28 protein-coding genes are annotated in these 22,994 nt (G+C 76.7%); 15 read left to right on the forward strand and 13 right to left on the reverse strand.

The window, feature by feature from the left end; genetic code table 11:
* The first annotated feature begins 75 nt into the window (after positions 1-75).
* Together sepH and ACFO3M_RS07745 are read left to right on the forward strand one after the other, a co-directional pair.
* Complete coding sequence (gene sepH / locus ACFO3M_RS07740) at positions 76-969, forward strand: septation protein SepH (RefSeq protein ID WP_387987995.1); 894 nt, start codon at positions 76-78, stop codon at positions 967-969.
* 92 nt (positions 970-1,061) lie between these two features.
* Positions 1,062-1,535, forward strand: coding sequence for a YflT domain-containing protein (locus ACFO3M_RS07745; protein WP_387987996.1), 474 nt, complete (start codon positions 1,062-1,064; stop codon positions 1,533-1,535).
* On the opposite strand, the gene ACFO3M_RS07750 is transcribed toward ACFO3M_RS07745, so the two are convergent.
* A complete protein-coding gene (locus ACFO3M_RS07750; RefSeq protein WP_387987997.1) occupies positions 1,532-2,332 on the reverse strand; it encodes a TrmH family RNA methyltransferase in 801 nt (266 codons plus the stop codon). The genes ACFO3M_RS07745 and ACFO3M_RS07750 overlap by 4 nt on opposite strands.
* A 50-nt stretch (positions 2,333-2,382) precedes the next feature.
* Between ACFO3M_RS07750 and ACFO3M_RS07755 the strand changes: the two genes are divergently transcribed.
* From ACFO3M_RS07755 to ACFO3M_RS07770, 4 genes are all read left to right on the forward strand, one after another.
* Positions 2,383-3,336 carry an NAD(P)/FAD-dependent oxidoreductase gene (locus ACFO3M_RS07755; RefSeq protein ID WP_387987998.1) on the forward strand — a complete coding sequence of 318 codons (954 nt, stop codon included), beginning with the start codon at positions 2,383-2,385 and terminating at the stop codon, positions 3,334-3,336.
* Positions 3,337-3,490: 154 nt separating this feature from the next.
* On the forward strand, positions 3,491-4,216 hold the full coding sequence (locus tag ACFO3M_RS07760) for an ABC transporter ATP-binding protein (RefSeq protein WP_387987999.1): 726 nt from the start codon (positions 3,491-3,493) through the stop codon (positions 4,214-4,216).
* A complete protein-coding gene (locus tag ACFO3M_RS07765; protein WP_387988000.1) occupies positions 4,213-4,989 on the forward strand; it encodes an ABC transporter permease in 777 nt (258 codons plus the stop codon). Before ACFO3M_RS07760 ends, ACFO3M_RS07765 begins: the two co-directional genes overlap by 4 nt.
* A gap of 53 nt (positions 4,990-5,042) precedes the next feature.
* The gene (locus tag ACFO3M_RS07770) at positions 5,043-5,603 is read left to right on the forward strand and encodes a TetR/AcrR family transcriptional regulator (protein ID WP_387988001.1); all 561 of its coding nucleotides are present in this window, start codon (positions 5,043-5,045) and stop codon (positions 5,601-5,603) included.
* Here ACFO3M_RS07770 and ACFO3M_RS07775 read toward each other — a convergent pair.
* On the reverse strand, positions 5,600-6,415 hold the full coding sequence (locus tag ACFO3M_RS07775; protein ID WP_387988002.1) for a thioesterase family protein: 816 nt from the start codon (positions 6,413-6,415) through the stop codon (positions 5,600-5,602). The two genes, ACFO3M_RS07770 and ACFO3M_RS07775, sit on opposite strands and share 4 nt — an antisense overlap.
* A 28-nt stretch (positions 6,416-6,443) precedes the next feature.
* Between ACFO3M_RS07775 and ACFO3M_RS07780 the strand changes: the two genes are divergently transcribed.
* Positions 6,444-7,412 (forward strand): aldo/keto reductase, encoded by a 969-nt coding sequence (locus ACFO3M_RS07780; RefSeq protein WP_387988003.1) that lies wholly within the window; start codon positions 6,444-6,446, stop codon positions 7,410-7,412.
* Here the strand turns inward: ACFO3M_RS07780 and thpR are convergent.
* The 5 genes from thpR to ACFO3M_RS07805 are packed head-to-tail and all read right to left on the reverse strand — an operon-like array spanning position 7,381 to position 11,762.
* Complete coding sequence (thpR, locus tag ACFO3M_RS07785; protein ID WP_387988042.1) at positions 7,381-7,965, reverse strand: RNA 2',3'-cyclic phosphodiesterase; 585 nt, start codon at positions 7,963-7,965, stop codon at positions 7,381-7,383. The genes ACFO3M_RS07780 and thpR overlap by 32 nt on opposite strands.
* Positions 7,962-8,360, reverse strand: a complete 399-nt coding sequence (locus ACFO3M_RS07790; RefSeq protein WP_387988004.1) for a hypothetical protein — start codon at positions 8,358-8,360, stop codon at positions 7,962-7,964. Before ACFO3M_RS07790 ends, thpR begins: the two co-directional genes overlap by 4 nt.
* 35 nt (positions 8,361-8,395) lie before the next feature.
* Positions 8,396-9,772, reverse strand: a complete 1,377-nt coding sequence (locus ACFO3M_RS07795; protein ID WP_387988005.1) for an MFS transporter — start codon at positions 9,770-9,772, stop codon at positions 8,396-8,398.
* The gene (locus tag ACFO3M_RS07800) at positions 9,769-10,203 is read right to left on the reverse strand and encodes a MarR family winged helix-turn-helix transcriptional regulator (RefSeq protein WP_387988006.1); all 435 of its coding nucleotides are present in this window, start codon (positions 10,201-10,203) and stop codon (positions 9,769-9,771) included. Before ACFO3M_RS07800 ends, ACFO3M_RS07795 begins: the two co-directional genes overlap by 4 nt.
* Before the next feature lie 29 nt (positions 10,204-10,232).
* Positions 10,233-11,762, reverse strand: coding sequence for an NCS2 family permease (locus ACFO3M_RS07805; RefSeq protein WP_387988007.1), 1,530 nt, complete (start codon positions 11,760-11,762; stop codon positions 10,233-10,235).
* 109 nt (positions 11,763-11,871) lie between these two features.
* Here ACFO3M_RS07805 and ACFO3M_RS07810 point away from each other — a divergent pair, with 109 nt between their 5' ends.
* Entirely contained in the window at positions 11,872-12,108 is a 237-nt protein-coding gene (locus ACFO3M_RS07810; protein ID WP_387988008.1) for a DUF2530 domain-containing protein, read from the forward strand.
* A 12-nt stretch (positions 12,109-12,120) separates the two neighbouring features.
* Here ACFO3M_RS07810 and ACFO3M_RS07815 read toward each other — a convergent pair whose 3' ends face one another.
* Positions 12,121-12,909: a DUF3027 domain-containing protein gene (locus ACFO3M_RS07815; protein WP_387988009.1), complete on the reverse strand. Its 789-nt coding sequence runs from the start codon at positions 12,907-12,909 to the stop codon at positions 12,121-12,123.
* A gap of 100 nt (positions 12,910-13,009) precedes the next feature.
* Here ACFO3M_RS07815 and ACFO3M_RS07820 point away from each other — a divergent pair, with 100 nt between their 5' ends.
* Together ACFO3M_RS07820 and ACFO3M_RS07825 are read left to right on the forward strand one after the other, a co-directional pair.
* A complete protein-coding gene (locus tag ACFO3M_RS07820) occupies positions 13,010-14,692 on the forward strand; it encodes an MFS transporter (RefSeq protein WP_387988010.1) in 1,683 nt (560 codons plus the stop codon).
* Positions 14,689-15,186 (forward strand): DUF2771 family protein, encoded by a 498-nt coding sequence (locus tag ACFO3M_RS07825; RefSeq protein ID WP_387988011.1) that lies wholly within the window; start codon positions 14,689-14,691, stop codon positions 15,184-15,186. The genes ACFO3M_RS07820 and ACFO3M_RS07825 overlap by 4 nt, the downstream gene beginning before the upstream one ends.
* Positions 15,187-15,189: 3 nt before the next feature.
* Here ACFO3M_RS07825 and ACFO3M_RS22740 read toward each other — a convergent pair whose 3' ends face one another.
* Complete coding sequence (locus ACFO3M_RS22740) at positions 15,190-15,585, reverse strand: cold-shock protein (RefSeq protein WP_456901690.1); 396 nt, start codon at positions 15,583-15,585, stop codon at positions 15,190-15,192.
* A 115-nt stretch (positions 15,586-15,700) separates the two neighbouring features.
* Here ACFO3M_RS22740 and ACFO3M_RS07835 point away from each other — a divergent pair, with 115 nt between their 5' ends.
* Both ACFO3M_RS07835 and ACFO3M_RS07840 read left to right on the forward strand, forming a co-directional pair.
* The gene (locus tag ACFO3M_RS07835) at positions 15,701-16,069 is read left to right on the forward strand and encodes a YidH family protein (RefSeq protein ID WP_387988012.1); all 369 of its coding nucleotides are present in this window, start codon (positions 15,701-15,703) and stop codon (positions 16,067-16,069) included.
* A complete protein-coding gene (locus ACFO3M_RS07840; protein WP_387988013.1) occupies positions 16,069-16,368 on the forward strand; it encodes a DUF202 domain-containing protein in 300 nt (99 codons plus the stop codon). The genes ACFO3M_RS07835 and ACFO3M_RS07840 overlap by 1 nt, the downstream gene beginning before the upstream one ends.
* Here the strand turns inward: ACFO3M_RS07840 and ACFO3M_RS07845 are convergent.
* A complete protein-coding gene (locus ACFO3M_RS07845; protein WP_387988014.1) occupies positions 16,358-16,927 on the reverse strand; it encodes a nucleotidyltransferase family protein in 570 nt (189 codons plus the stop codon). The genes ACFO3M_RS07840 and ACFO3M_RS07845 overlap by 11 nt on opposite strands.
* A gap of 70 nt (positions 16,928-16,997) precedes the next feature.
* Here ACFO3M_RS07845 and ACFO3M_RS07850 point away from each other — a divergent pair, with 70 nt between their 5' ends.
* Complete coding sequence (locus ACFO3M_RS07850; protein ID WP_387988015.1) at positions 16,998-17,765, forward strand: endonuclease/exonuclease/phosphatase family protein; 768 nt, start codon at positions 16,998-17,000, stop codon at positions 17,763-17,765.
* Between the two features lie 42 nt (positions 17,766-17,807).
* Complete coding sequence (locus tag ACFO3M_RS07855) at positions 17,808-18,113, forward strand: hypothetical protein (protein WP_387988016.1); 306 nt, start codon at positions 17,808-17,810, stop codon at positions 18,111-18,113.
* Positions 18,114-18,125: 12 nt separating this feature from the next.
* Here ACFO3M_RS07855 and ACFO3M_RS07860 read toward each other — a convergent pair whose 3' ends face one another.
* From ACFO3M_RS07860 to ACFO3M_RS07870, 3 genes are all read right to left on the reverse strand, one after another.
* Positions 18,126-19,781 (reverse strand): AMP-binding protein, encoded by a 1,656-nt coding sequence (locus ACFO3M_RS07860; protein ID WP_387988017.1) that lies wholly within the window; start codon positions 19,779-19,781, stop codon positions 18,126-18,128.
* Positions 19,778-20,005: a hypothetical protein gene (locus tag ACFO3M_RS07865; protein WP_387988018.1), complete on the reverse strand. Its 228-nt coding sequence runs from the start codon at positions 20,003-20,005 to the stop codon at positions 19,778-19,780. Before ACFO3M_RS07865 ends, ACFO3M_RS07860 begins: the two co-directional genes overlap by 4 nt.
* 93 nt (positions 20,006-20,098) lie before the next feature.
* Positions 20,099-20,659, reverse strand: a complete 561-nt coding sequence (locus tag ACFO3M_RS07870; protein WP_387988019.1) for a hypothetical protein — start codon at positions 20,657-20,659, stop codon at positions 20,099-20,101.
* Positions 20,660-20,716: 57 nt separating this feature from the next.
* On the opposite strand from ACFO3M_RS07870, the gene ACFO3M_RS07875 reads away from it, so the two are divergent.
* A complete protein-coding gene (locus ACFO3M_RS07875) occupies positions 20,717-22,978 on the forward strand; it encodes a helicase-associated domain-containing protein (protein ID WP_387988020.1) in 2,262 nt (753 codons plus the stop codon).
* Positions 22,979-22,994: the final 16 nt, after the last annotated feature.

Genomic DNA, 22,994 nt, shown 5'->3' on the forward strand with positions numbered 1-22,994 from the left:
CCGCGGATAGCCTCGCGCGTGGTCCCCTGTCACCCAGGGGATCCCGTCGTCCCGCCGTCCGTCCGAGGAGGTCCCGTGCGCTCGCTGCGTCTCGTGGGCCTGTCCGACGACGGCCGCAGCCTGGTCCTCGCCCTCGACGGCGGGGACGGTGACGAGGGCGAGCGCTTCGAGCTGCCGATCGACGACCGGGTGCGCGCCGCGGCTCGCGGGGACACCCGCCGGCTGGGCCAGATGGAGTCCGACGGCGGCCTGTCGCCGCGGGTCATCCAGGCCCGCATCCGCGCCGGCGAGACCCCGGAGCAGGTCGCGTCCGCCTCGGGCACCCGGGTGGAGCGGATCATGCGCTTCGCGCACACGGTGCTTCAGGAGCGCGCCCGCATGGCCGAGCAGGCCCGCCAGGCCCGGGTCCGGCTGTCGGAGGGCACCTCCGGCGAGCCGCTGCAGCAGTTCATGGCCGAGCGGCTGCGGCTGCTCGGCGCCGACCTCGATGCCGTCCGCTGGGACGCCGCCCGCGCCGAGGACGGCACCTGGGTGGTCACCGCCGCCTGGCGCGCCGGGACCAAGGAGGGCACCACGCAGTGGGCCTACGACCTCGCCGGCCGCGCGGTCAGCCCCTTCGACGCCCCCACCCGCGACTTCGCGGAGGGCACCCGGCTGGTCCGCGTCGTCCCCGGGGTGCCCGCCGAGCGGCCGGCGCTGCCCATGCACCGCAGCGCCGCCGTCCCCGAGCGCCCCACCCCGGAGCGCCCCACGCCCGAGCGGCCGGCGTCCGAGCGGCCCGTCCCGCCGGCCGACGAGCCGCGCACCGGCCCGGGTGAGCGGCGCACCGACCCCGCCGAGGACGAGGACGTCTCCGAGCACGACACCGTCGTGCTGCGCACCGGCGAGTCCGACGGCGAGGACGAGGACCCGCGCGCCCGCGTGCCCGCCTGGGAGGACATCGTCTTCGGGGTCCGCCGCAACCGCTGAGCAGTACGCTCGCCACTCCGGACCGACGTGTCCGTCCGGGGGGCCGCGGGTACGTCGTCCACAACCGAACGAGTGCGGGAGTGGAGCGCAACATGTCGATGTCCGTGTCGATGCCCCTGGGCGGAGTCCAGGTCGGGTCGTACGACAGCTACCAGGCGGCGCAGGCCGCGGTGGACCACCTCTCCGACGAGAGGTTCCCGGTCGAGAACGTCACGATCATCGGGTCGGACCTGCGGATGGTCGAGCGGGTCACCGGGCGGCTCACCTGGGGCCGCGCGATCGGCGCGGGTGCCGCGGGCGGCGCCTGGTGGGGTCTGTTCGTCGGCCTGCTGCTGGGCATCTTCGCCCCCGACGGCACCAGCTGGATCAGCTCGGTGCTGACCGGCCTGCTGATCGGTCTGCTGTTCGGTGCGCTGTTCGGCGCCATGGGCTACGCGGCCACCCGCGGTCAGCGCGACTTCACCAGCGTCTCGCAGGTCACCGCGAGCCGGTACGACGTCATGTGCGACCCCTCCCGCGCCGAGGAGGCCCGCGCCATCCTGGCCCGCTGGTCCCTGCGCAACTAGCGGAGGGTCGCGAACGCGACGGCGGCCGCGGCGGCGACGCCGAGGGAGTCGACGCCGGCGCGCATGGGGATCCGGGCGCGCACCCGGGCGGCGGCCTGCGCCTCCCGGGTGAGCCCGGGTCCCTCCGCGCCGAGCAGCACCGCGGTGCGCGGGTGCGCCCGCGGGTCCACCTCGTCCAGGTCCACCGCGTCGGCGGCGGGCGTGAGCGCGACGGTGAGGTAGCCGGCCGCGTGCAGCCGCTCGAGCCCGGCCGGCCAGTCGGTCAGGACGGCGAACGGCAGCGCCAGCACGTGCCCCATGGAGACCCGCACCGCGCGGCGGTAGAGCGGGTCGGCGCAGCGCGGGTCCAGCAGCAGCCCGTCGACGCCGAGGGCCACGGCCGAGCGGGCGATCGAGCCGAGGTTCTCGGCGTCGTTGAGCGCCTCGAGCACCGCCAGCCGCCGCGGCGCCGCCGGGTCGGGCCCGGCCAGCAGCGCGCCGACGTCGGCCGGCGGGCGGCGGTCGGCCGATGCCAGGACGCCGCGGGTCAGCCGGAAGCCGATCAGCTCCGACAGCGCCCACTTGTCCATCTCGTAGGCGGGCACGCCCTCGGGGAGGTCCAGCTCGGCCAGCCGCCCGGGCACACCGAGCACCGCCCGCACCCGGTACGGCGAGGCGAGGAGCCGCTGCACGGCCGGGACGCCCTCGACGATCACCGGGCCGGTCCCCCGCACCCGCCCGGCGGGACGGTCGCCGGCGTGCAGGTCGCGGAAGTCGGCCACCCGCTCGTCGGCGACGTCGGTGATCTGCACGCTCACGCCCCGATCCTCCCCGAGCGGTCCGCGCCCCCTGCCCGCAGGATCCAGTGGTGACCGACAGGACCGTCGTCGTCGGAGCCGGGATCGCCGGCGTCGCCTGTGCCCGCGCGCTCGCGGACGCGGGCGTGCCGGTGCTGGTCCGCGACCGCGGCTGCCGCCCCGGGGGCCGCATGGCGTCCCGGACGCTGGCCGGCCGGGTCACCGACCTCGGCGCCTCCTACCTGACCGCCGAGCCCGGCTCGCCGTTCGCCGCCGTGGTCGGGGACTGGGTGGCCCGGGGGCTGGCCCGGCCGTGGACCGACACGTTCGCCGTCGCCGGGCCGGACGGGATCCGCGACAGCAGCAGCGGTCCGGTCCGCTACGCCGCGCCCGGCGGGCTGCGCTCGCTGGTCGCCGACCTCGCCGCCGGCCTCGACGTCGTCCAGGAGTCCTCGGTGGAGCGGGTGGAGCCCGGCGCCCGGGTCGACGGCGCGGAGGCGCCCGCCGCCGTCCTGGCGCTGCCCGACCCGCAGGCCCGCCGCCTGCTGCCGCCGGACCTGGCCGCCCGCCTGCTCGGCGACGAGGGCGCGCGGCCCTGGCAGCCGACCCTGGCCGTGGCGCTGGGCTGGGACGAGCGCCACTGGCCGGCCGACCTGCACGGCGCCTTCGTGCACGACGACCCGGTGGTCGAGTGGGTCGCCGACGACGGCGACCGGCGCGGCGACGGCGCCCCCGTGCTGGTGGCGCACACGACGCCGGGCACCGCCGCCGAACACCTCGACGACCCCGGCCGGGCGGCGCCGGAGGTCACCGCCGCGGTGTGCCGTGCGCTGGGCATCGACCGCCCGCCGGCCTGGACGCACGTGCACCGCTGGACCTTCGCCAAGCCGGCGGCCCCGCGCGAAGAACCGTTCGGCCTGGTCGACGGCGTCGGCGTCTGCGGCGACGGGTGGCGGGCGCCGTCGAAGGTGGGGAGCGCCTGGACCAGCGGGCACCTGCTCGGCGCCGCACTGGGCGGGCGCTGAGCGCCCGCGGGCCTCGCCCCTCCCCCGGCCCGGCCGACGCCGCGGCCCGCCGCCGCTGACCCCTCCCCGCGCACCGGGCCGTTGACGCCGCCCGCAGAACTCATCTAGCGTTGAGTTCATCAGGCGTTGAGTTCTCGCCACTCGGGAGGCCGACATGACCGACGCCGTCACCGTCACCGACCTCGTCGTCCACCGCGGGCGCCGCCGGGTGCTGCACGACCTGTCGTGCGCGGTCCCCGCCGGGCGGGTCACCGGCCTGCTGGGACCCAGCGGCAGCGGGAAGACGACGCTCATGCGCGCGCTGGTCGGCGTGCAGAAGGTGCGCTCGGGCACGGTGACCGTGCTCGGCGAGCCCGCCGGCTCCCCCGGCCTGCGCCGCCGGGTCGGGTACGTCACCCAGGCGCCGAGCGTCTACGCCGACCTCACCGTGCGGGAGAACGCCCGCCACTTCGCCGCCCTGTACGGCCGGGGCGCCCGGGCCGCCGACGACGCGTTGGCCGCCGTCGGGCTGGCCGACGCCGCCGGGCAGCTGGTCGGCGACCTCTCCGGCGGCCAGCGCGGCCGGGCGTCCCTGGCCTGCGCGCTGGTGGGCGAGCCGGAGCTGCTGGTCCTCGACGAGCCGACCGTCGGCCTGGACCCGGTGCTGCGCGTGGAGCTGTGGGACCGGTTCCACGCCCTCGCCGCGGCCGGCACCACCCTCGTCGTCTCCAGCCACGTCATGGACGAGGCCGGGCGCTGTGACCGGCTGCTGCTGCTCCGGGAGGGCCGGCTGCTGGCCGACTCCACGCCCGCGCGGCTGCGCGCCGACTCCGGCACCGACGACCTCGAGGAGTCCTTCCTCCGCCTCGTGCGGGCCCAGCAGCAGGAGGTGGCGGCGTGAGCGCCCCGGCCGCCGTCCTGAGCCCCCGGCTCACCGGCGCGATCACCGCCCGGGTGCTGCGGCAGCTCCGGCACGACCACCGCACCATCGCGATGATGGTGCTGCTGCCCAGCCTGCTGCTCGGGCTGCTGTACCTGCTCTGGCGGGACGTGCCGACGCTGCCCGGTCAGCCGAGCGTCTTCGACCGGGTCGGGCTCACCATGCTCGGCGTCTTCCCGTTCGTGGTGATGTTCCTGGTCACCAGCATCGCGATGCTGCGGGAGCGGACCTCCGGCACCCTCGAGCGGCTGCTCACCACGCCGCTGTCCCGGCTGGACCTGCTGCTCGGCTACGGCGTCGCGTTCGGCCTGGCCGCCGCGGTGCAGGCGCTGGTCACGGTCACGGTGGCCACCACGCTCTACGACCTCGACATCGCCGGGTCGCCGTGGCTGGTGGTGCTCATCGCCGTCGCCAACGCCGTCCTCGGCGTGGCGCTCGGCCTGCTGGCCAGCGCGTTCGCCCGCAGCGAGTTCCAGGCCGTGCAGTTCATGCCGGTCGTCGTGCTGCCGCAGTTCTTCCTCTGCGGGCTGCTCGTCCCCCGCGAGCAGATGGCCGGCTGGCTGCAGGCGATCAGCGACGTGCTGCCGCTGACCTACGCGGTGGAGGCCCTGCAGGAGGTCGGGCGGTCGGCCGCCGAGACGGGGACGATGTGGCGGGACGTCGGCATCGTGGCCGGCGCGGCGGTGCTCGCCCTCGCCCTGGCGGCGGCGACCCTGCGGAGGAGGACCAGCTGACGGCAGCACGGCGCTCCGGACGGCGCCCCGGCAACCCCGACACCCGGCAGGCGGTGCTGGCCGCGGCCCGCACCGCCTTCGCCGAGCGCGGCTTCGACGCGACGTCGATCCGCGCGGTCGCCACGGCCGCCGGCGTGGACCCCGCCCTGGTGCACCACTACTTCGGCACCAAGGACAAGCTCTTCCTCGCCGCGATCGAGGCACCGGCCGACCCCGAGGCCTTCCTCCCCGAGGTGCTCGCGGCCGGGCCGGAGCACCTCGGGGAGAACGTCGTCCGCATGCTGCTGCGGGTGTGGGACGGCCCCATGCGCCCGGCCGGCCTGGCGCTGGTCCGCTCCGCGGTCGGCAACGAGTGGACCGCGCGGCTGCTGCGCGAGTTCCTCGTCTCGCAGGTGCTGCGGCGGGTGCTCGGGACCCTCGACCTGCCGGCCGCCGAGGGCGAGGCCCGCGGCGCGCTGGTGGCCTCCCAGCTGGTCGGCGTGGTGATGACCCGCTACGTGCTCCGCGTCGAGCCGCTGGCCTCCGCGCCGGCCGAGGAGCTGGTCGCGGCCGTCGGGCCCACCCTGCAGCGCTACCTCACCGGGGACGTCGCCCTGCCCGGCCGGCGGGACTAGCGCGCGACGCGGGCCAGCTGCCGGGCCTGGGCGACCAGCCGGCCGGTGGAGTCCCAGATCCGGCACTCCTCGTCCGACCAGCCGCCGGTGACCTCGGTGGACCGGGACTCGACGACGCACCAGCCCGGTGCCGGGAGCGCGCGCACCAGCACCTGCAGCTGCACGGTGGGCGCCCAGCCGGGCTTCCCGACGGCGAACGCGGTGGGCGGCAGCGCGTCGGCGAACAGCAGCAGGGCCAGCGGGTCGGGCTCGCGGCCGTCGGCCAGCCGGATCCAGGCGCGCAGCAGCCGGCGGTCCGAGGGCCGGCCGGCCACCCAGCCCGCGGTCGCCGGGTCCAGCCGGGTGTCCAGCTGCCGGGCCAGGCCCACGGCCGGGCCGCCCTCGGTGGTGCGGGTGGCCACGCACTCGTCGGGCGCCGGGAGCTCCGGCGCCGGGTTGACCGTGTAGTCGGCGACGGCGTCGGCGCCGAGGGTCGCCGTCGTCACCTGGACGGCGAGGGAGGGCCCGGCCGCCCCGGCGAGCAGCACCGAGGAGTGCGCGAGCGTGCGCCCGGCGGGCCCGGCGGTGACCGCGAGGTCGGCCGGCCCGCCCGGGGTGGCGCGCAGGTAGCTCGCCGACAGCGCCACCGGGTGCGGGTGCGGGCTGTCCAGCAGCGCCGCCCGCGCCACGACCGCGAGCAGGTAGCCGCCGTTGAGGACGCCGCTGCCGACGTCCCAGCCCGGGTCCAGCTCGGCCCGGACGCCCCCGCCCTCGGTGCGGGTGACGGCGGTGGCCCGGTCGAAGGCGGACTGCGCGGTGTCGGTCTGCGGCACGGCGGACAGGGTGCCAGGGTGGTCCCCCGTGGAGTACACGCACCTCGGGCGCAGCGGTCTGTCGGTCTCGCGGCTGTGCCTCGGCACGATGAACTTCGGCTGGAAGACCGAGGAGGCCGACGCCCACGCGATCATGGACCGGGCGCACGACGAGGGCGTCAACTTCTTCGACACCGCCAACGTCTACGGCTTCGACGCCGGCAAGGGCCGCACCGAGGAGGTGCTGGGCACCTGGTTCGCGCAGGGCGGCGGCCGCCGGGAGCGCACGGTCCTCGCCACCAAGGTCTACGGCTCGATGAGCGAGTGGCCCAACGACACGTTCCTGTCCGCGCGCAACCTGGTGCGGTCGGCCGACGAGTCGCTGCGCCGGATGCAGACCGACTGGATCGACCTCTACCAGTTCCACCACGTCGACCTCGAGACGCCGTGGGACGAGATCTGGCAGGCCTGCGAGACGCTCGTCGCCCAGGGCAAGGTGCTCTACGTCGGGTCGTCCAACCACGCGGCCTGGCAGCTGGTCGCGGCCAACGAGGCCGCCGCCCGGCGGCACTTCCTCGGGCTGGTGAGCGAGCAGTCGCACTACAACCTGCTCACCCGCCACGTGGAGCTCGAGGTGCTCCCGGCGGCGCGGCACCACGGCATCGGCGTCATCCCGTGGAGCCCGCTCGCCGGCGGTCTGCTCGCCGGCGCGCTCGGGCAGCCGGAGGGCACCCGCCGCACGGAGGACCGCCAGCAGCGGCGCATCGAGCGGCACCGCCCGGCCCTGCAGGCCTACGAGGACGCCTGCGGCGAGTGGGGGCTCGCCCCGGCCGACGTCGCGCTGGCCTGGCTGCTGCACCGGGACGGCGTCACCGCGCCGATCGTCGGTCCGCGCACGATGGAGCAGTTCACCGGGTCGCTGGCCGCGCTCGACGTGCGGCTGGAGCAGGCCCAGCTCGACCGCCTCGACGAGGTCTTCCCCGGCTTCAGGCCCGCTCCGGTGGAGTACGCGTGGTGACCGTCGCGAAGGTGCCGAGCGTCTCGTGCCGGCCCGCGGTGCTGCGCACCAGGGCCACCTCCGTCAGGGTCCAGTCCGGCCCGCGGTAGCCGGCCAGCCGGGCGGGCAGGTCGCCGTCGGCGGGCCGGCGGGGGTGCCAGCGGCCGAGGGTGAGGTGCGGGCGGAACGGCCGGTCCTCGACCGGCAGGCCCAGCCCGCGCGCGGCGCGGGCCAGCCGCCCGGCCAGGGCGGTGACGACGGCGACGTCGCCGTCCAGGCCCGCCCAGAACACCTGCGGCCGCCGGGCGGACCCGAACCGGCCGGCGCCGGCCAGCCGCAGCACCGCCGGCGGCGTGCCGGCGACCGCGGACCCCACGGCGGCGGTGAGCGGCTCCAGGAGCGCCGCCGGGACGGCGCCGAGGAACAGCAGCGTGAGGTGCCAGCGGGCGGGGTCCCCCCAGCGGGGCGCGCCGGGGGCCTCGCGCAGCGGCGCGACGGCCGCTGCGAGGGAGTCGCGGGCCGGCGCCGGCGGTGCCACCGCGACGAACAGCCGCAGCGGCGCCGGCGCGCTCAGCGCACCACCAGGCCGGCCCTGGCCAGCGCGGTCTCCACCCGCAGCCGCTCGGCGTCGCGCGCGGTGCCCGGCGGCGTGCCGAGCAGCGTGGTCGGGATCTCGAGGAGTTCCGCCGCCTCGGCGAGGAGGTCGTCGTAGGCGGCGAGGATCCCGCGGCGCCGGGCCATGGGCACCCCGGCGGGGACCTGGGCGACCTGGCGGGACAGCCGGCGCAGGTCGGTGGCGACGACCTCGAGCGGCCGGTGGGGCGGCTCCACCGGCTCCGGGCTCCGGCGCCGCAGCGGCGCCGGCACCTGCGCCGACCCGAAGACCACCCTGGCGAGCCAGCCGATGAGCGCGACCGACCCGACCACGCCCGCGACGATCGATCCGAGTTGCAGCAGCGCAGCAGGCATGTCGCCTCCACGGACGACGCGGGTCGTGACGTGTGTCACGGTACGTCCTGAGAGGCCGTCCGGCCTCCCCCGGCGTCCGCCGGCGCCAGCGACGGGACGGCCCGCGTCCCCACGTGCAGCCGCAGCCGCGGCGGGAGCACGTGCGCCTCCAGCCGGACCCGCCGCCCCCGGGCCAGCCACAGCCCCGCGACGGCGCCGGCCGCGACGACGACCAGCCCGCCGAGGATCAGCCCCCACGGCGCGCCGAGGTGCTCGGAGGCCCAGCCGATCAGCGGGGCGCCCAGCGGCGTGCCGCCCATGAAGGACGTGAAGTACAGGGCCATCACCCGCCCGCGCATCTGCGGGTCGGCGCCCAGCTGCACGAAGCTGTTGTTGGCCACGCTGAACACCAGGGCCGCCGCGCCGGTGGGCACCAGCAGGACGGCGAACGGCCAGAAGCCCGGCATGAGGCCGCAGGCCACGGTGAGCAGCCCGAACACGACGGCCGAGGTGACCAGGAACCGCTGCCGCGGGCGGGCGCTGCGGCGGGTGGACAGGAACGCGCCGGTCAGCGAGCCCACGGCGAACGTCGTCGAGAGCAGGCCGAACGCCTCGGCACCGAGGTCGAACACCTCGCGGGCCATGAGCGCGATCGTGACCTGGAAGTTGAACCCGAAGGTGCCGATGACGAAGGCCAGCACCATCGCCAGCCGCAGGTCCGGCCGCGACCAGGTGTAGGCCAGCCCCGCCCGCAGCTGCCCGCGGGCGCGCGCGACCGGCTCGCTGCGGCGCAGCTCCCCGGCCCGCATGAGCAGCAGCGCCCCGATGGTGAACACGAAGCTGGCGGCGTTGACGAGGAACGCGGGCGCGGTGTCGCCGCCCGAGGCGCCGATGAGCAGGCCGGCCAGCGACGGCCCGACCAGCCGGGCGCCGTTGAAGATCGTCGAGTTGAGCCCGACCGCGTTGGCCAGCAGGTCGCCGCCGACCATCTCGGAGACGAACGCCTGCCGCACCGGGGCGTCGACCGCCGACACGCACCCCAGCGCGCCGGCCAGCACGAACACGTGCCACAACGCGACGGCGCCGGTGGCCACGAGCGTGCCGAGGCCCAGCGCGAGCAGGCCCATCAGCGCCTGGGTGACGACGAGGACGCGGCGCTTGTCGTAGCGGTCGGCCAGCACCCCGCCGTACATGCTCAGCAGCAGCGTCGGGCCGAACTGCAGGGCGGTGATCAGGCCGAGCGCCACCCCGCTGTCGCCGGACAGCTGCAGCACCAGCCAGTCCTGGCCGATGCGCTGCATCCACGTGCCGGTCAGGCTGACCAGGTTCGCCGACGCGTAGAGCCGGAAGTTGTGCACGCGGAGCGACCGGAACGGGCTGCGCCCGCTGGTGGCCGGTCCCCCCGAGCCGGGTTCAGCAGGCGTGGACGTCACCCACCGGCGAGCTCCTCCATGATCTCCGCGGCCTCGCGCAGGGTCGCCCGCTGCTGCGGGGTGAGCCGCTGCAGCTGGCTCGACAGCCACGCCTCCCGGGCCCGGGCCTCCTCGGCCAGCAGCGTCTCGGCCGCCGGGGTCAGGTCGATGACCACCTGCCGGCCGTCGGTCGGGTGCGGCGTGCGGGTGACCAGGCCCATGCCCTCCAGCGCGACCACCACGCGGGTCATCGACGGCGGCTGCACCCGCTCGTGCGCGGCCAGCTCCCCCGGGCTCATCGCGCCGTGCCGCTTGATCGTGGACAGCGCGGCGAGGTGGGTGAGGGTGACCGAGGTGTCGACCCGCTGGTTGCGCAGCCGGCGGGAGAAGCGCATGACCGCCAGCCGCAGGTCGTGAGCCAGTGCCGCGGTGTCCAGCGTCGACCGGGTCACGGCCCCAGCCTACCGGTCGTTAGCGCCGCTCAGAACACCTGCTGGAGCGGCTCCAGCGCGAAGTAGACGAGGAACAGCGCCGTGACCACCCACATCAGCGGGTGGATCTCGCGGCGCCTGCCCACCGCGGTCCGCAGCAGGACGTAGGTGACGACGCCGGCGCCGATGCCGTTGGTGATCGAGTAGGTGAACGGCATGAGCGCGATGGTGAGGAAGGCCGGGATGACCAGGGACATGTCGTCCCACTCGAGGTGGCGGATCTGGCTGATCATCAGCGCGCCGACGACGACCAGCGCCGGGGCCGCGGCCTCCGAGGGCACGATCTGCACCAGCGGGGTGAAGAACATCGCGACGAGGAACAGCACGCCGGTGACCACGCTGGCCAGGCCGGTGCGGGCACCGTCGGCCACGCCGGAGGCGGACTCGACGTAGGTGGTGTTCGACGAGACGCTCGCCGCGCCGCCGGCCGCGGCGGCCAGCGAGTCGACCAGCAGGACCGGCTGCGAGCCGGGCAGGTTGCGCTCCTCGTCGAGCAGGTCCCCCTCGGCGCCGACGGCGGTGACCGTGCCGACCGTGTCGAAGAAGTCGGCGATCATGATCGAGAACACGATGAGCAGCGCCGCGACGACGCCGATCCGCTCGAACCCGCCGAACAGCGAGAAGTCCCCGATGATCGACAGGTCGGGGGCGCTGATGACCTCGTCGGGCCACCGCGGCAGCTGCAGGGCCCAGCCGCGCGGGTTGTCCTCCCCCACGCGGACGCCGACGTCGGCGATCTCCTCGACGACGATCGCCAGCACCGTCGAGACGACGATGCCGATGAGCAGCGCGCCCCTGACCCGGCGGACGACGAGCAGCGCGGTGAGCAGCAGCCCCACGACGAACACCAGCAGCGGCCACCCGGCGAGCTGCCCGTTGATGCCGAAGCTGATCAGCGGGGTGCCCGGCCGGATGACGCCGGCGTCGGCCAGGCCGATGATCGTCAGGAAGAAGCCGATGCCGACCGCGATCGCCGTCTTGAGCTGCGGCGGGATCGCCTCGAACACCGCCCGGCGGAAGCCGGTGAGCACCAGCACGGTGATCAGCAGGCCCTCGAGCACGACCAGGCCCATGATCTCCGGCCAGGACAGCTGGGTGGCGGCGAAGACCGCGACGATCGCGTTGATGCCGAGGCCGGTGGCCACCGCGAACGGGTACCGCCCCACGACGCCCATGAGCACGGTGAGCGCGCCGGCGACCAGCGCGGTGACCGCGGCGACGGCACCGAAGGGCAGCGAGGCGCCCGTGACGTCGGCGCCGGACAGGATGATCGGGTTGAGCACCACGATGTAGGCCATCGTGAAGAACGTGGTCAGCCCGCCGCGGACCTCGCGGCCGACCGTGCTGCGCCGGGCGCTGATCCCGAAGTAGCGGTCCAGCCCGTTGCGCGGCCGGACCTGCGGACCGGCACTGCGGCGCGGCCGCGGCGCCTCCACCGCGACGTCGGCCGGCGTGTCCCCCGTGGGGGCGGCGGCGCGGGCTGCGCGGGCACCGCGGGCGGGACGGGACTTCTCGGGCATGCGGGCTCCTGCGGACATGCGGCTGCCGGGCGGTGAGCCGCGACAGCGTGCCACACCGCACGCGCGCCTCCCCGCCGGTCTCCGGGGGACGCCGCCTAGTGTCGGCGGTGTGTCCCGCCCCGCTGCACCCGGCCCCCTGAAGCAGGCCCCTCCCCCGCTGCGCGTGGACACCGCCCGCGTCGTCCTCGCCCTGACGGCGCTGTGGGCGCTCGCCCTCGTCGTCCTGCTGCTCCTCGGCGACCGGGTGGACCGCGTGTGGACGTGGACCTGCGTGGCCGGGATCGTGCTGGCCGGGGTGGGCCTCGCGGTCATGCGACGGCAGGGCCAGCTGGGACCCCGCCGCTGAGGGGCGGGGCCGCTAGTCGGTGAGGACGTCGAACTCCGCGGTGTCGTAGCGGGCCGACGTCACGACCTCGGCCGGCTCCCCGGCGGCCAGGGTGGCCTGGCTGTGCGCGCCGCAGCCGTAGTCGACGGCGACCACCCGGCCGTCGGCGGGCGCGTACTCGTTGCCGCACGCGCCGAGCAGGTTCCGCAGCGACCCGGCCAGCGGGAGGAAGAAGCCGCAGGTGCCGCACGGGCCCGGGGCCTGGCGGGCCATCGGCGCGCGCGGGCCGAAGTCCCCGGCCAGCCAGCGGGCGGCCGCGGCGCTGCGCCCCTCGCGGGACATGACCCGCTCCCGGCCCAGGCCGAGCTCGCCGGCCAGCGCCTGCGCCTCGGGGTCGGCCGCGGCGTCGTCCTCGGTCGTGTAGGAGGGCACCAGCCGCGGGTCGTCCTCGGTGGCCGGCAGGACGTCGCCCACCGACAGGTCACCCGGGCGCAGCCGCTCGTGCCAGGGCACCCAGGCCGGCGCCAGCAGCGCGGCGTCGCCGGGCAGGAGCACGACCTCGTCGACGGTGGCGCCGTCGTCCCCCGGGACGTGCGCGAGGGTGACCGCCCAGTGCCAGCCGACGTAGCCGGGCAGCCGGCTGGCGAACGAGTGGGTGACCACCTCGCCGAGGACGGCGGCCGGGGCGTCCCCGGGCCGCTCCGGGGTGGCGCCCAGGTGCTCGCCGACCACCGCGGGGTCGCCGGCGGTCTCCTCGGCCGCGGCGCGGGCGAGGTCGACCGCGCCGGTCAGCACGTCGCTGGGGGCGGGATCGGGGGTCACGGCCCCATGTTCCCAGACGGCGGTGCCCACGACGCGCACGCGGGGACCCCCGTGATCACGCCCACCCCGGACTGCCGGGCGGGTGCGGCACCATGGGGGCGTGCCGTCGTCGCGTCCGCCCGGGTCCCGCCGCGGCCCGCTGCGCCGGTCGCGGCCGGAGCCGGTCCCGCCCGACCGCCTGGACACCACCCCGCTGGACCTGCCCCGCCCGGGAACCCAGCCGCAGGCCGCGGCGCCCCCGCCGGGGTACGGCCCGCCCCCGTACGGCCCGCCGACCGCCCCGCCGCCCGGGTACGGCGCGCCGCCGCAGCCGCTGCCGCCCGGCTACGCCCCCCCGCCGGTCCCGCCGCCGGCCGCCGCGGTGCCGCCCCCGGCCGAGCCGCCGACGGCGCCGCGGGCGCAGTCGCGGGTGACCGTCACCCGGGTCGCCGTCGCCCGCACCCGCGAGCTCACCGGCGCGGCCGTCGCCCGGGTGCGCGCCGCCAGCCGCGCCGACGGCGCCGCCGAGAGCGGCCTCACCCAGCTGCTGTGGGTCAACGCCCTGCACATGGCCGGGGACGCGATGGTCGCCGTCTCGCTGGCCGGCACCCTGTTCTTCGCCGCGGCCGCCGACGCGCAGCGCGGCAACGTCGCGCTGTACCTGCTGGTCACGATGGCGCCGTTCGCGGTGGTCGCCCCGGTCATCGGCCCGCTGCTGGACCGGCTGCAGCGCGGCCGGCGCTGGGCGCTCGGCGCCGCCTCGCTGGGGCGCGCGGCGCTGGCGCTGGTGATGGCCGCGCACCAGACCGACTGGCTGCTCTACCCCGCGGCGCTCGGCGTGCTGGTGCTGTCCAAGGCGCACAACGTGCTGCGCGCCGCCGTCGTCCCGCGGGTGCTGCCCGGCGCCATGTCGCTCACCTCGGCCAACGCCCGTCTCTCGGTGTTCGGCCTGCTCACCGCCGGGGTCTTCGGCGGCATCGGGGCGGGCCTGGCCTGGGCGTCCGGCTTCGAGCCGCTGCTGTGGGCGACCGCCGCGGTGTTCGCCGTCACCGGCGTGCTCGCCGTCCGGCTGCCCCGCCACGTCGACGTCCCCGCCGGCGAGCAGCCCGCCGACGTCCTCAGCACCGGGCCCGTGCCCGTCGCCGGCCGCCGGCGCCGGCCGGTGAACCCGCACGTGGTGCTCGCGCTGCGCGCCAACGCGGCGCTGCGCGGGCTCGGCGGCTTCCTGACGATCTTCTCCGCGTTCCTCGTGCAGGCCACGGTCGACGGCGGGTGGGAGGCCAGCCTCGCGCTGGGCGCCATCGCCGGCGCGGCCGGCGCGGGCAGCGTGCTCGGCACCGGCATCGGGTCCCGGTTGCACCACGCCGACCCCGACCGGGTGGTCGTGTGGTCCGCCGGGGCCGCCGCCGCGGTCACCGTGCTCGCCGCGGTGTTCTTCGGGCTGGCCACCGCGGCCGCCGTCGCCGGCGTCGCGGCGGTCGCCAACGCCCTGGGCAAGGTCGCCCTCGACGCGATCATCCAGCGCGAGGTGCCCGAGAGCCTGCGCGCCTCGGCGTTCGCCCGCTCCGAGACCGTCCTGCAGCTGGCCTGGGTCTCCGGCGGCGCGCTCGGCATCGCGCTGCCGCCGATCGGCTGGCTCGGCTTCACCGTCGCCGCCGCGCTGCTCGTGCTCGCCGTCGGGCTGGTGCTGTGGACGCCGCGCCGCCGCCGGTGGGCGCCGGTCGACCCCAACGCCCCCACCGTCCCGGGCGCCGTCCCCGCCGCGCCCGACGCCCCGACCGTGCCGGAGGCACCCCGCCCGTGAGGACACCCACCCGCGCCGCCGCAGTCCTGCTGGCCGGCGCGCTCCCCGTCGTGCTGGCCGGCTGCGGCGGCGCGGCCTCGTCGGACACCCCGCCGGAGATCACGGTCACCGCCGGGCCGCAGGAGGTCACCGCCCGGCCCACGCAGTACTGCGGGGAGGGCGAGGGACAGCGCTACGACGTCACGCCGCCGCTGGTCGAGGTCTCCCCCGACACCCCGATCGAGCTGACCGTGCCCGACGACGTCGCGGCGAACGGGTGGAGCGTGCAGGTGTTCGACGAGCGCCTCGAGGAGCGGCTCGGCGAGGTCGACGTCGACCCGGGCACGACGACGTTCGACGGCATCAACAGCTCCGACGTCGTCCCGCCGGCGTACTACCTCGTCGTCGTCGAGGACCGGCACGACGACTGCCTGCTCACCGGCTCGTGGCCGGTCGGCTTCCTGCGCGCCGGCGGCGAGGTGGGCACCACGCCCACCCCGACGCCGGCCGGCTGAGCCTCAGGCCTCGAGGTCCCCGGCGACCGCCCGCAGCACCGCCGCGACCTTGCGCGACTCGGCGCGGTCGGGGTGCCGGCCGCGGCGCAGGGAGTTCGAGACGTCGTCGAGCAGCTTGATGAGGTCCTCGATGATGGGGACCAGCTCGTCGGGCTTCTTCCGCCGGGCCTCGGCCACCTTGGCCGCCACCGAGGGCAGCGGGTCGAGCACCCGCACCTGCAGCGCCTGGTCGCCCCGGCGGCCGGCGACGATGCCGAACTCCACCCGCTGGCCCGGCTTGAGCTCGGCGGTGCCCGTCGGCAGGGCGTCCTTGTGCACGAAGACGTCGGGCCCGTCCTCGCGCGAGAGGAAGCCGAAGCCCTTCTCGGGGTTGAACCACTTGACTCTGCCGGTGGGCACGTTGATCCCTCGGGTCGCTTCTGCTCGCGGGTGTCCCGGCACGGGGCCGGCGGACGGCGGCGCGGGCGCACCGCTCGCTGCCAGGTTAGCCGTCCCGCACACCTAGATTGGCCGGGTGCCGCCCGCGTCCGAGTCCGCCGCGCACCCGGGCCCCCCGCACCCGGACTACCGGTTCACCCTCGCCAACGAGCGCACCCTGCTGGCCTGGCTGCGCACCGGGTTGGCGCTGGTCGCCGGCGGGGTGGCGGTGGCGGCGTACGTGCCCCGGCTCGGGGCCTCCTGGGGCGGCGGCGCGGTCGGGCTGGCCCTCGTGGCGACCGGCCTCGGCACCGCGTTGGCCGGCTACGGGCGGTGGCGGCGCAACGAGCGGGCGATCGCCACCGACGCCCCGCTGCGCGCCGGCTCCGAGGTCCCGGCGCTGGTCGCGCTGGTCACCGCGGTGGTGCTGCTGGTGGCGGTGCTGCTGGTCGTCGAGGTCGCCTGATGACCGCCCGCGAGACCCAGCCGCAGCGCACCGTCCTCTCCTGGCAGCGCACCGGGCTCGGCCTGCTCGGCGTCGCCGCGGTGCTCGGCGCCCACGCCGTGCTCGACGAGCGGGTGCTGCCCCTGGTCCTCGCGGCCGCGGTGGCCGTGACCGGCCTCGGCGTCCTCGGCGTCCTCGCGCGGCGGCGGGCCCGAGCGCTCGCCCGGACCCCGGCGGCGGCGCCGGCCGCGGCCGCGCTGGTCACCGCCGCCGTCGCCGGAACGGCGCTGGCCGCCGCCGCGACCCTGCTCAGCCGCTGACCGCCTCGGGGTCGACGACGCCGAGCCGGCCGAGCAGGTCGAGGAACACGACGGCGAAGTCGTTGCCGGCGACGTCGCGCCGGACCGACTGCCAGTCGACCTGCTCGCGCAGCGCCCGGGCCACCGGCAGCAGCCGGGAGAAGTCGCAGTAGTGCTCGTCGAGCGCCATGAGCTTGGTGGTGAGGATGTCGGTGGCCGCGAGCACCGGCATGTGCACCGACAGCACGGGGAGGTCCTCGGCGCGGTCGATGAGGTCGGTCTCCACCGGCACGCCGCAGGTGCGCCAGAGCACGTCGACGAACGAGTTGCCCTGCACGACCTTGGTCAGCCAGTCCTCGGCCGGGTCCTCGACCTGCAGGCCGGCGTCGGCGAGCACCTTGGCCGCCCGCTCGGACTCCCCGGCCGGGACGAGGAAGTCGGCGTCGTGGTCGGGCTCGGGGGCGCCGCGCACCCACGCCGCGTAGCCGCCGCAGAGGGCGAAGGGCACCCCGCCCTCCTTGAGGGCCACGGCGGTGCGCTTGAGGAGGTCACGGATCTCGTCGCGGTCGGAGGGCAGCACGGGGTGCGTCTACCCGGCGTCCGGCCGGTCACGCACGGTTGAGTCCCGCCCGCGGGGGCACGGGAGTCCCGTGCGCATCGCGACCTTCAACATCCTGCACGGGCGCTCGCCCGAGGACGACCGGGTCGACGTCGACCGGCTCGCCGCGGCGGTGAAGACGCTGGACGCCGACGTCCTGGCGCTGCAGGAGGTCGACCGCGACCAGCCCCGCTCGATGAACGCCGACCTCACCGCGGTGGCCGCCGAGGCGATGGGCGCGGTCGACCACCAGTTCGTGGCCGCGCTGTCGGGGACGCCCGGCGGCACGTGGATGGCGGCCACCGGCGACGAGCAGCCCGGCGCGGCCAGCTACGGCGTCGCGCTGCTGTCGCGGTACCCGGTGGTGTCCTGGCGGGTGGTCCGGCTGCCGACGCTGCGCGGGCGGGTGCCGGTGTGGTTCCGCGGCACGCGGGCGCCGCAGCTGGTGAGCGAGGAGCCGCGGGTCGCCGTCGCCGCCGTCATCGACGGGCCGACCGGGCAGTTCACCGTCACCTGCACGCACCTGTCGTTCGTGCCGTACTGGAACACCGTGCAGCTGCGCCGGCTGGTGCGGTCGCTGCGGGGGACGCGCGAGCCGCTCGTGGTCCTCGGCGACCTCAACATGGAGCCGCCCAAGGCCGCCCGGGTGAGCGGGCTGCGGCCGCTGGCCGCGGGCCTGACCTTCCCCGCCGACGTCCCAGTCCGGCAGCTGGACCACGTACTGGCCCGCGGGTCGGTGTCCGTCACCGGCCAGGCCGAGGTGGTGCGGCTGCCGTTGTCGGACCACCGCGCGCTGGTGGTGCCGTGCGCGGTCGGGTGAGGCGGTTGGCGTCGTGACAGCGACGGGTGTCACGATCAGCGCATGGCTGCGTCCCGCGTCGGCACCCGCGCCTTCACCCTGGTCGCCTCGGCGGTGCGACTGATCGCCTCGCTGGTGGCGGTGGTGATCGTGGTCCACGCGGTGTTCACCTTCTTCGAGGCAAACCCGGCGAACGCGCTGGTGTCGGCCGCGGCGGACGTGCGCCGCGACCTCGGCTGGTTCACCGTCGACCTGTTCCGGCCGTCGGACCCGCGCGTCGGCGAGACGGTCAACGCCGCGATCGCGGCGCTGGTCTGGGTCGTCGTCGGCAACCTGGTGTCCAGGCTGCTGGTGAAGCTGGCTCCCTAGGCGTCCCGGCCCTCAGGCGTTCCTGACGGCGGCCGCGGCCTCCAGGCCCAGCTCCCTCACCGACACCTCGCGCATCTCGACCTTGCGGACCTTGCCGGTCACCGTCATCGGGAAGCCCTCGACGACCTTGACGTAGCGGGGCACCTTGTAGTGCGCCAGCTTCCCGGCGCAGAACTCCCGCAGCGCCTCCGGCGTGAGCGGCTCGGCGCCCTCGCGCAGCCGGACCCAGGCCATGAGCTCCTCGCCGTACCGCTCGTCGGGGACGCCGATCACCTGCGCGTCGACGACGTCGGGGTGGGTGTAGAGGAACTCCTCGACCTCGCGCGGGTACACGTTCTCCCCGCCGCGGATGACCATGTCCTTGATCCGGCCGACGATGTTGAGGTAGCCGGCCTCGTCCATGACGGCGAGGTCGCCGGTGTGCATCCAGCGGGCGGCGTCGACGACCTCGGCGGTCTTCTCCGGCTCGTCCCAGTAGCCGAGCATCACCGAGTAGCCGCGGGTGCAGAACTCCCCCGGCGTCCCGCGCGGCACGGTGATGCCGGTCTCGGGGTGGACGACCTTGACCTCCAGGTGCGGGTGCACCCGGCCGACGGTCGAGGTGCGGCGGTCGAGGTCGTCGTCGGCGCCGGTCTGGGTGGAGACCGGCGAGGTCTCGGTCATGCCGTAGCAGATGGTCACCTCGGTCATGCCCATCTCGGTGACCACCCGCTTCATCACCTCGACCGGGCAGGGCGAGCCGGCCATGATCCCGGTGCGCAGGCTGGAGAGGTCGTAGGTGCCGAAGTCCGGCAGCGCCAGCTCGGCGATGAACATCGTCGGGACGCCGTACAGCGACGTGCACCGCTCGTCCTGCACCGCCCGCAGCGTGGCCGCCGGGTCGAAGGCGGGCGCGGGGATGACCATCGTGGCGCCGTGGCTGGTGGCCCCGAGGTTGCCCATCCCCATGCCGAAGCAGTGGTAGTAGGGCACCGGGATGCAGATCCGGTCGGCCTCGGTGTAGCCGCAGCCCTCGCCCACGAAGAACCCGTTGTTGAGCAGGTTGTGGTGGGACAGCGTGGCGCCCTTGGGGAAGCCGGTGGTGCCCGACGTGTACTGGATGTTGATCGGGTCGTCGGGCGAGAGCTCGGCGGCGCGCTCGGCGAGCAGCCCGCGGTCGGCGGCCCGGCCGGTGTCCAGCAGCCGCTCCCACTCCGGGTCGCCGAGGAAGACGACCTCGCGCAGGTCGGGGCAGTCGTCGCGGACCTCGGCCACCATCGCCCGGTAGTCGCTGGTCTTGAACTCCGGCGCGGCGACCAGCACGGAGATGCCGGCCTGCCGCAGCACGTAGGCCAGCTCGTGCGTGCGGTACGCCGGGTTGATGTTGACCAGGATCGTGCCGAGCTTGGCGGTGCCGTACTGGACGAACACCCACTCGGCGCAGTTGGGCGCCCAGATGCCGACCCGGTCGCCCTTCCGCACGCCGAGGGCGTCGAGGCCGAGGGCGCAGGCGTCGACGTCGGCGACCAGCTGCGGGTACGTCCAGCGGCGACCGGTGGCGCACTCGACGAGCGCCTCGTGGTCGCCCACCCGCGCTGCCGTCCGGTCGAGGTCCGCACCGATGGTGTCCCCGAGCAGGGGGACGGTCGAGGTGCCGCTGGCGTAGGACGGCAGCGCGGGGGTGGTCACGGCCGCCGGTTCTCTGGCAGCTGCACCCCGGCCCGGTTGGGCTTGTCCGTGGGGTGGGCGTAGCGGATGCGGTCCGGCGGCAGCGGGAAGCTGTGGTCCTCGCCGAACGGGGACAGCGGGCCGGCCATCTCACCGAGGAACTCGGTCACCGGCGGGCCGGCGTTCTCCGACTGGCCCCAGGTCGGCTCCACCAGGTGGGCGTGCTTCTCGTTGCGCTTGGCCATCTCGCCTCCGTGTCCGGTGCGCTCCCCCGGGGGACGCACGTGCGGCGTCATTCTCGCGTGCCCCGGGTCCTACCCGCAGCAGCCCCGCCCACGTCACCCCCGTTCGCGGGGAGCGCGGCGGGCGGACCGGGCGGACCGGGCGCCGTAGAGGGTGGGCAGCCCCTCGGCGGTGAGCACCCACTCCCCCGGGCCGACCGGCGCGAGCCGCACCTCGCCGCCGTCGAGCCCCTGCACCTGGCGGGTGCGCCAGACCGACGTGCTCACCAGCGTGAGCCGCACCGGCTCCTGGGTGGGGTCCCACTCGTCGTAGCCCTCGGGCTCGAAGGCGACGATCGCCGGCCCGGCGATGCGCAGCAGCCCGCGCTGCCAGGGGACGGCGGCCAGCGCCCGCCGCCAGCGCAGGGCGCGGGCCAGCGCGCCGAGGCCCGCGCCGACGGCGACCAGCCCGACGACCACCAGCCCGACGACGACCGTGCCGGCCAGCGGCAGCGGGCGGCCGCGGTCCTCGGCGACGGCGACGGCGACGGCGCCGAGCAGCACGGCCAGGACGACGGCGATCAGCCCGCCCGCCAGCCAGCGCAGCGCGCCGGCCCGGTAGCCCTCGAGGGCGCTCCGGGTGTGCGGGTCGTCGGCGGCCGGCTGCACGGCGTCCATGCTGGCAGGACCGGCCGTCCGGGCGGCACGGGCGGGCGCGGACGTAACGTGGTCCGGATGCCTGCCGACCGCCCCGCCACGCTGGCCGCGTGGCTGCGCACCCGCAGCGACGCCCAGCTCGGGGCGCTGCTGGCCGCGCGGCCCGACGTGGCCCGGCCCGCGCCCTCCGACGTCGTCGCGCTGGCCAGCCGGCTGGCGGTGCCCGTGTCGGTGGACCGCGCCCTCGACGACCTCGACGCCGCCACCCTGCAGGTGCTCGACGTCGTGCTGCTCGCCCCCACCGACGGCGTGGAGGCCGCCGACGTCGTCGCGGCGCTGCCGGGGCTGCCCGAGGACGTCGTCGACGCGGCGGTCGAGCGGCTGACCACCCGGGCGCTGCTGTGGGGCGACGAGGTCCTGCACGCCCCCGACCAGGTGCGCCGCGCCGTCCGGTACCCCGCGGGCCTCGGCCGCCGGGCCGTCGAGCTCCGGGTGACCCTGCCCGCCGACCTGGCCGCCGCCGTCGGCGCGCTGGCCCCCGCCGAGCGCGAGGTGCTCGAGCGGCTGGCCGGCGACCGCCCGGTCGGGCACCTGCCCGAGACCGGCGGCGGCGCGGCCTCCCCCGCCCGGCGGCTGCTGCAGGCCGGGCTGCTGGCCCGCATCGACGCGCTCAACGTCGAGCTGCCGCGCGAGATCGGGCTCCTGCTGCGCGGGGACCTCCCCTACGGCCCGCCGCGGCTGCGCCCGGAGCCGGCCGCCGTGGAGCGGGACCCGGCCGCGGTCGACCGGCAGGCCGCCGGCGCGGCGCTGGAGGCGGTCGGGCGGGTCGGCGAGCTGCTGGCGGTGCTCGAGGAGGAGCCGGCCGGGCTGCTGCGCAGCGGCGGGGTCGCCGTCCGGGACCGCAAGCGGCTGGCCAAGGCGCTGTCGGTGTCCGAGACCGACGCCGGGTGGCTGCTGGAGCTGGCCTTCGCCGCGGGGCTGCTCGACGTCGGCGGGCCGCACCGCGACGAGTGGCTGCCCACCCGCGGCTACGACCTGTGGCGCGAGCAGCCGCTGCCCGACCGGTGGGCGACGCTGGTCGCGGGCTGGCTGGACAGCACCCGGCTGCCCTCGCTGGTGGGGTCGCGGGACGTGGCGGGCAAGGCGGTCAACGCGCTGTCGCCGGACCTGGTCCGGCACACCGCCCCGGCGATCCGCCGCTCGGCGCTGGCCGCGCTGCTGGACGTCCCGCCCGGCCGCGGGCTGGCACCCGACGACCTCGTCGCGCTGCTGCGCTGGCGGACCCCGCGGCGCGCCGACCGGCTCGCGCCGGTGCCGGACATGCTCGCGGAGGCCGCGCGGCTCGGCGTCCTGGTGGGCGGCGTGCTGTCCACCGGCGGGCGCGGCCTGCTGACCCGCGGCGAGGAGGGCGCGGCCGACGGGGTGCAGGGGCTGCTGCCCGAGCCGGTCGACCACGTCCTCGCCCAGCCCGACCTCACCCTCGTCGCCCCCGGCCCGCTGGTGTCCGACCTCGCCGACACCCTCGCCGTCGTCGCCGACGTCGAGTCCTCCGGCGGGGCGACGGTGTTCCGGGTGTCGGAGTCCTCGGTGCGCCGGGCGCTGGACGCCGGGTGGTCGGCCACCGACCTGCACGAGTTCTTCGCCCGCGCCTCGCGGACGCCGGTGCCGCAGGCGCTGCGGTACCTGGTCGACGACGTCGCCCGCCAGCACGGCCGGCTGCGGGTCGGCGCGATCGAGTGCTACGTCCGCTCCGACGACCACGGGCTGCTGTCCCAGGTGCTCGGCGACCGGCGGACGGCGGCCGCCGAGCTGCGCCGGCTGGCCCCGGGCGTGCTGGTCAGCGGGCTGGGCGCCGACGAGGTGCTCACCGTGCTGCGGCAGGCCGGGTACGCGCCGGCCGGGGAGTCGCCGGGCGGCGCCGTCCTGACCCGCCCGCCGGCCCGGCCCCGCGCCGCCGGCCGCCGTCCCGGGCCGCCGCCGTCGGCCGCCGGGCGCCCGCTGACGCCGGCCGAGGCGGAGGCGACCGTCCGCGAGATCCGGGCCGGCGACGCCGCGCTCGCCGCCCGCCCCACCGCCCCGGTCCGGCAGGTCCCCGGGGTGACCACCGCGGGCACGCTGGAGCTGCTGGCCCGCGCCGTCCGGGACGGCTCCCCGGTGTGGCTGGGCTACGTCGACGCCCAGGGCAGCGGCAGCCAGCGCGTGGTGCAGCCGGTGTCACTGGCCGGTGGTTTCCTCCAGGGGTGGGACGAGCGCCGGCAGGAGAACCGCACCTTCGCGGTGCACCGGATCACCTCCGTCGCGCTGGTCGACGAGGAAGCCCCGGCCGCCGGCAACGGTTGACCTGACAGACGCCCAC

Origin of the sequence: Geodermatophilus arenarius, assembly GCF_042654585.1 — a bacterium.
Lineage (GTDB): Bacteria > Actinomycetota > Actinomycetes > Mycobacteriales > Geodermatophilaceae > Geodermatophilus > Geodermatophilus arenarius.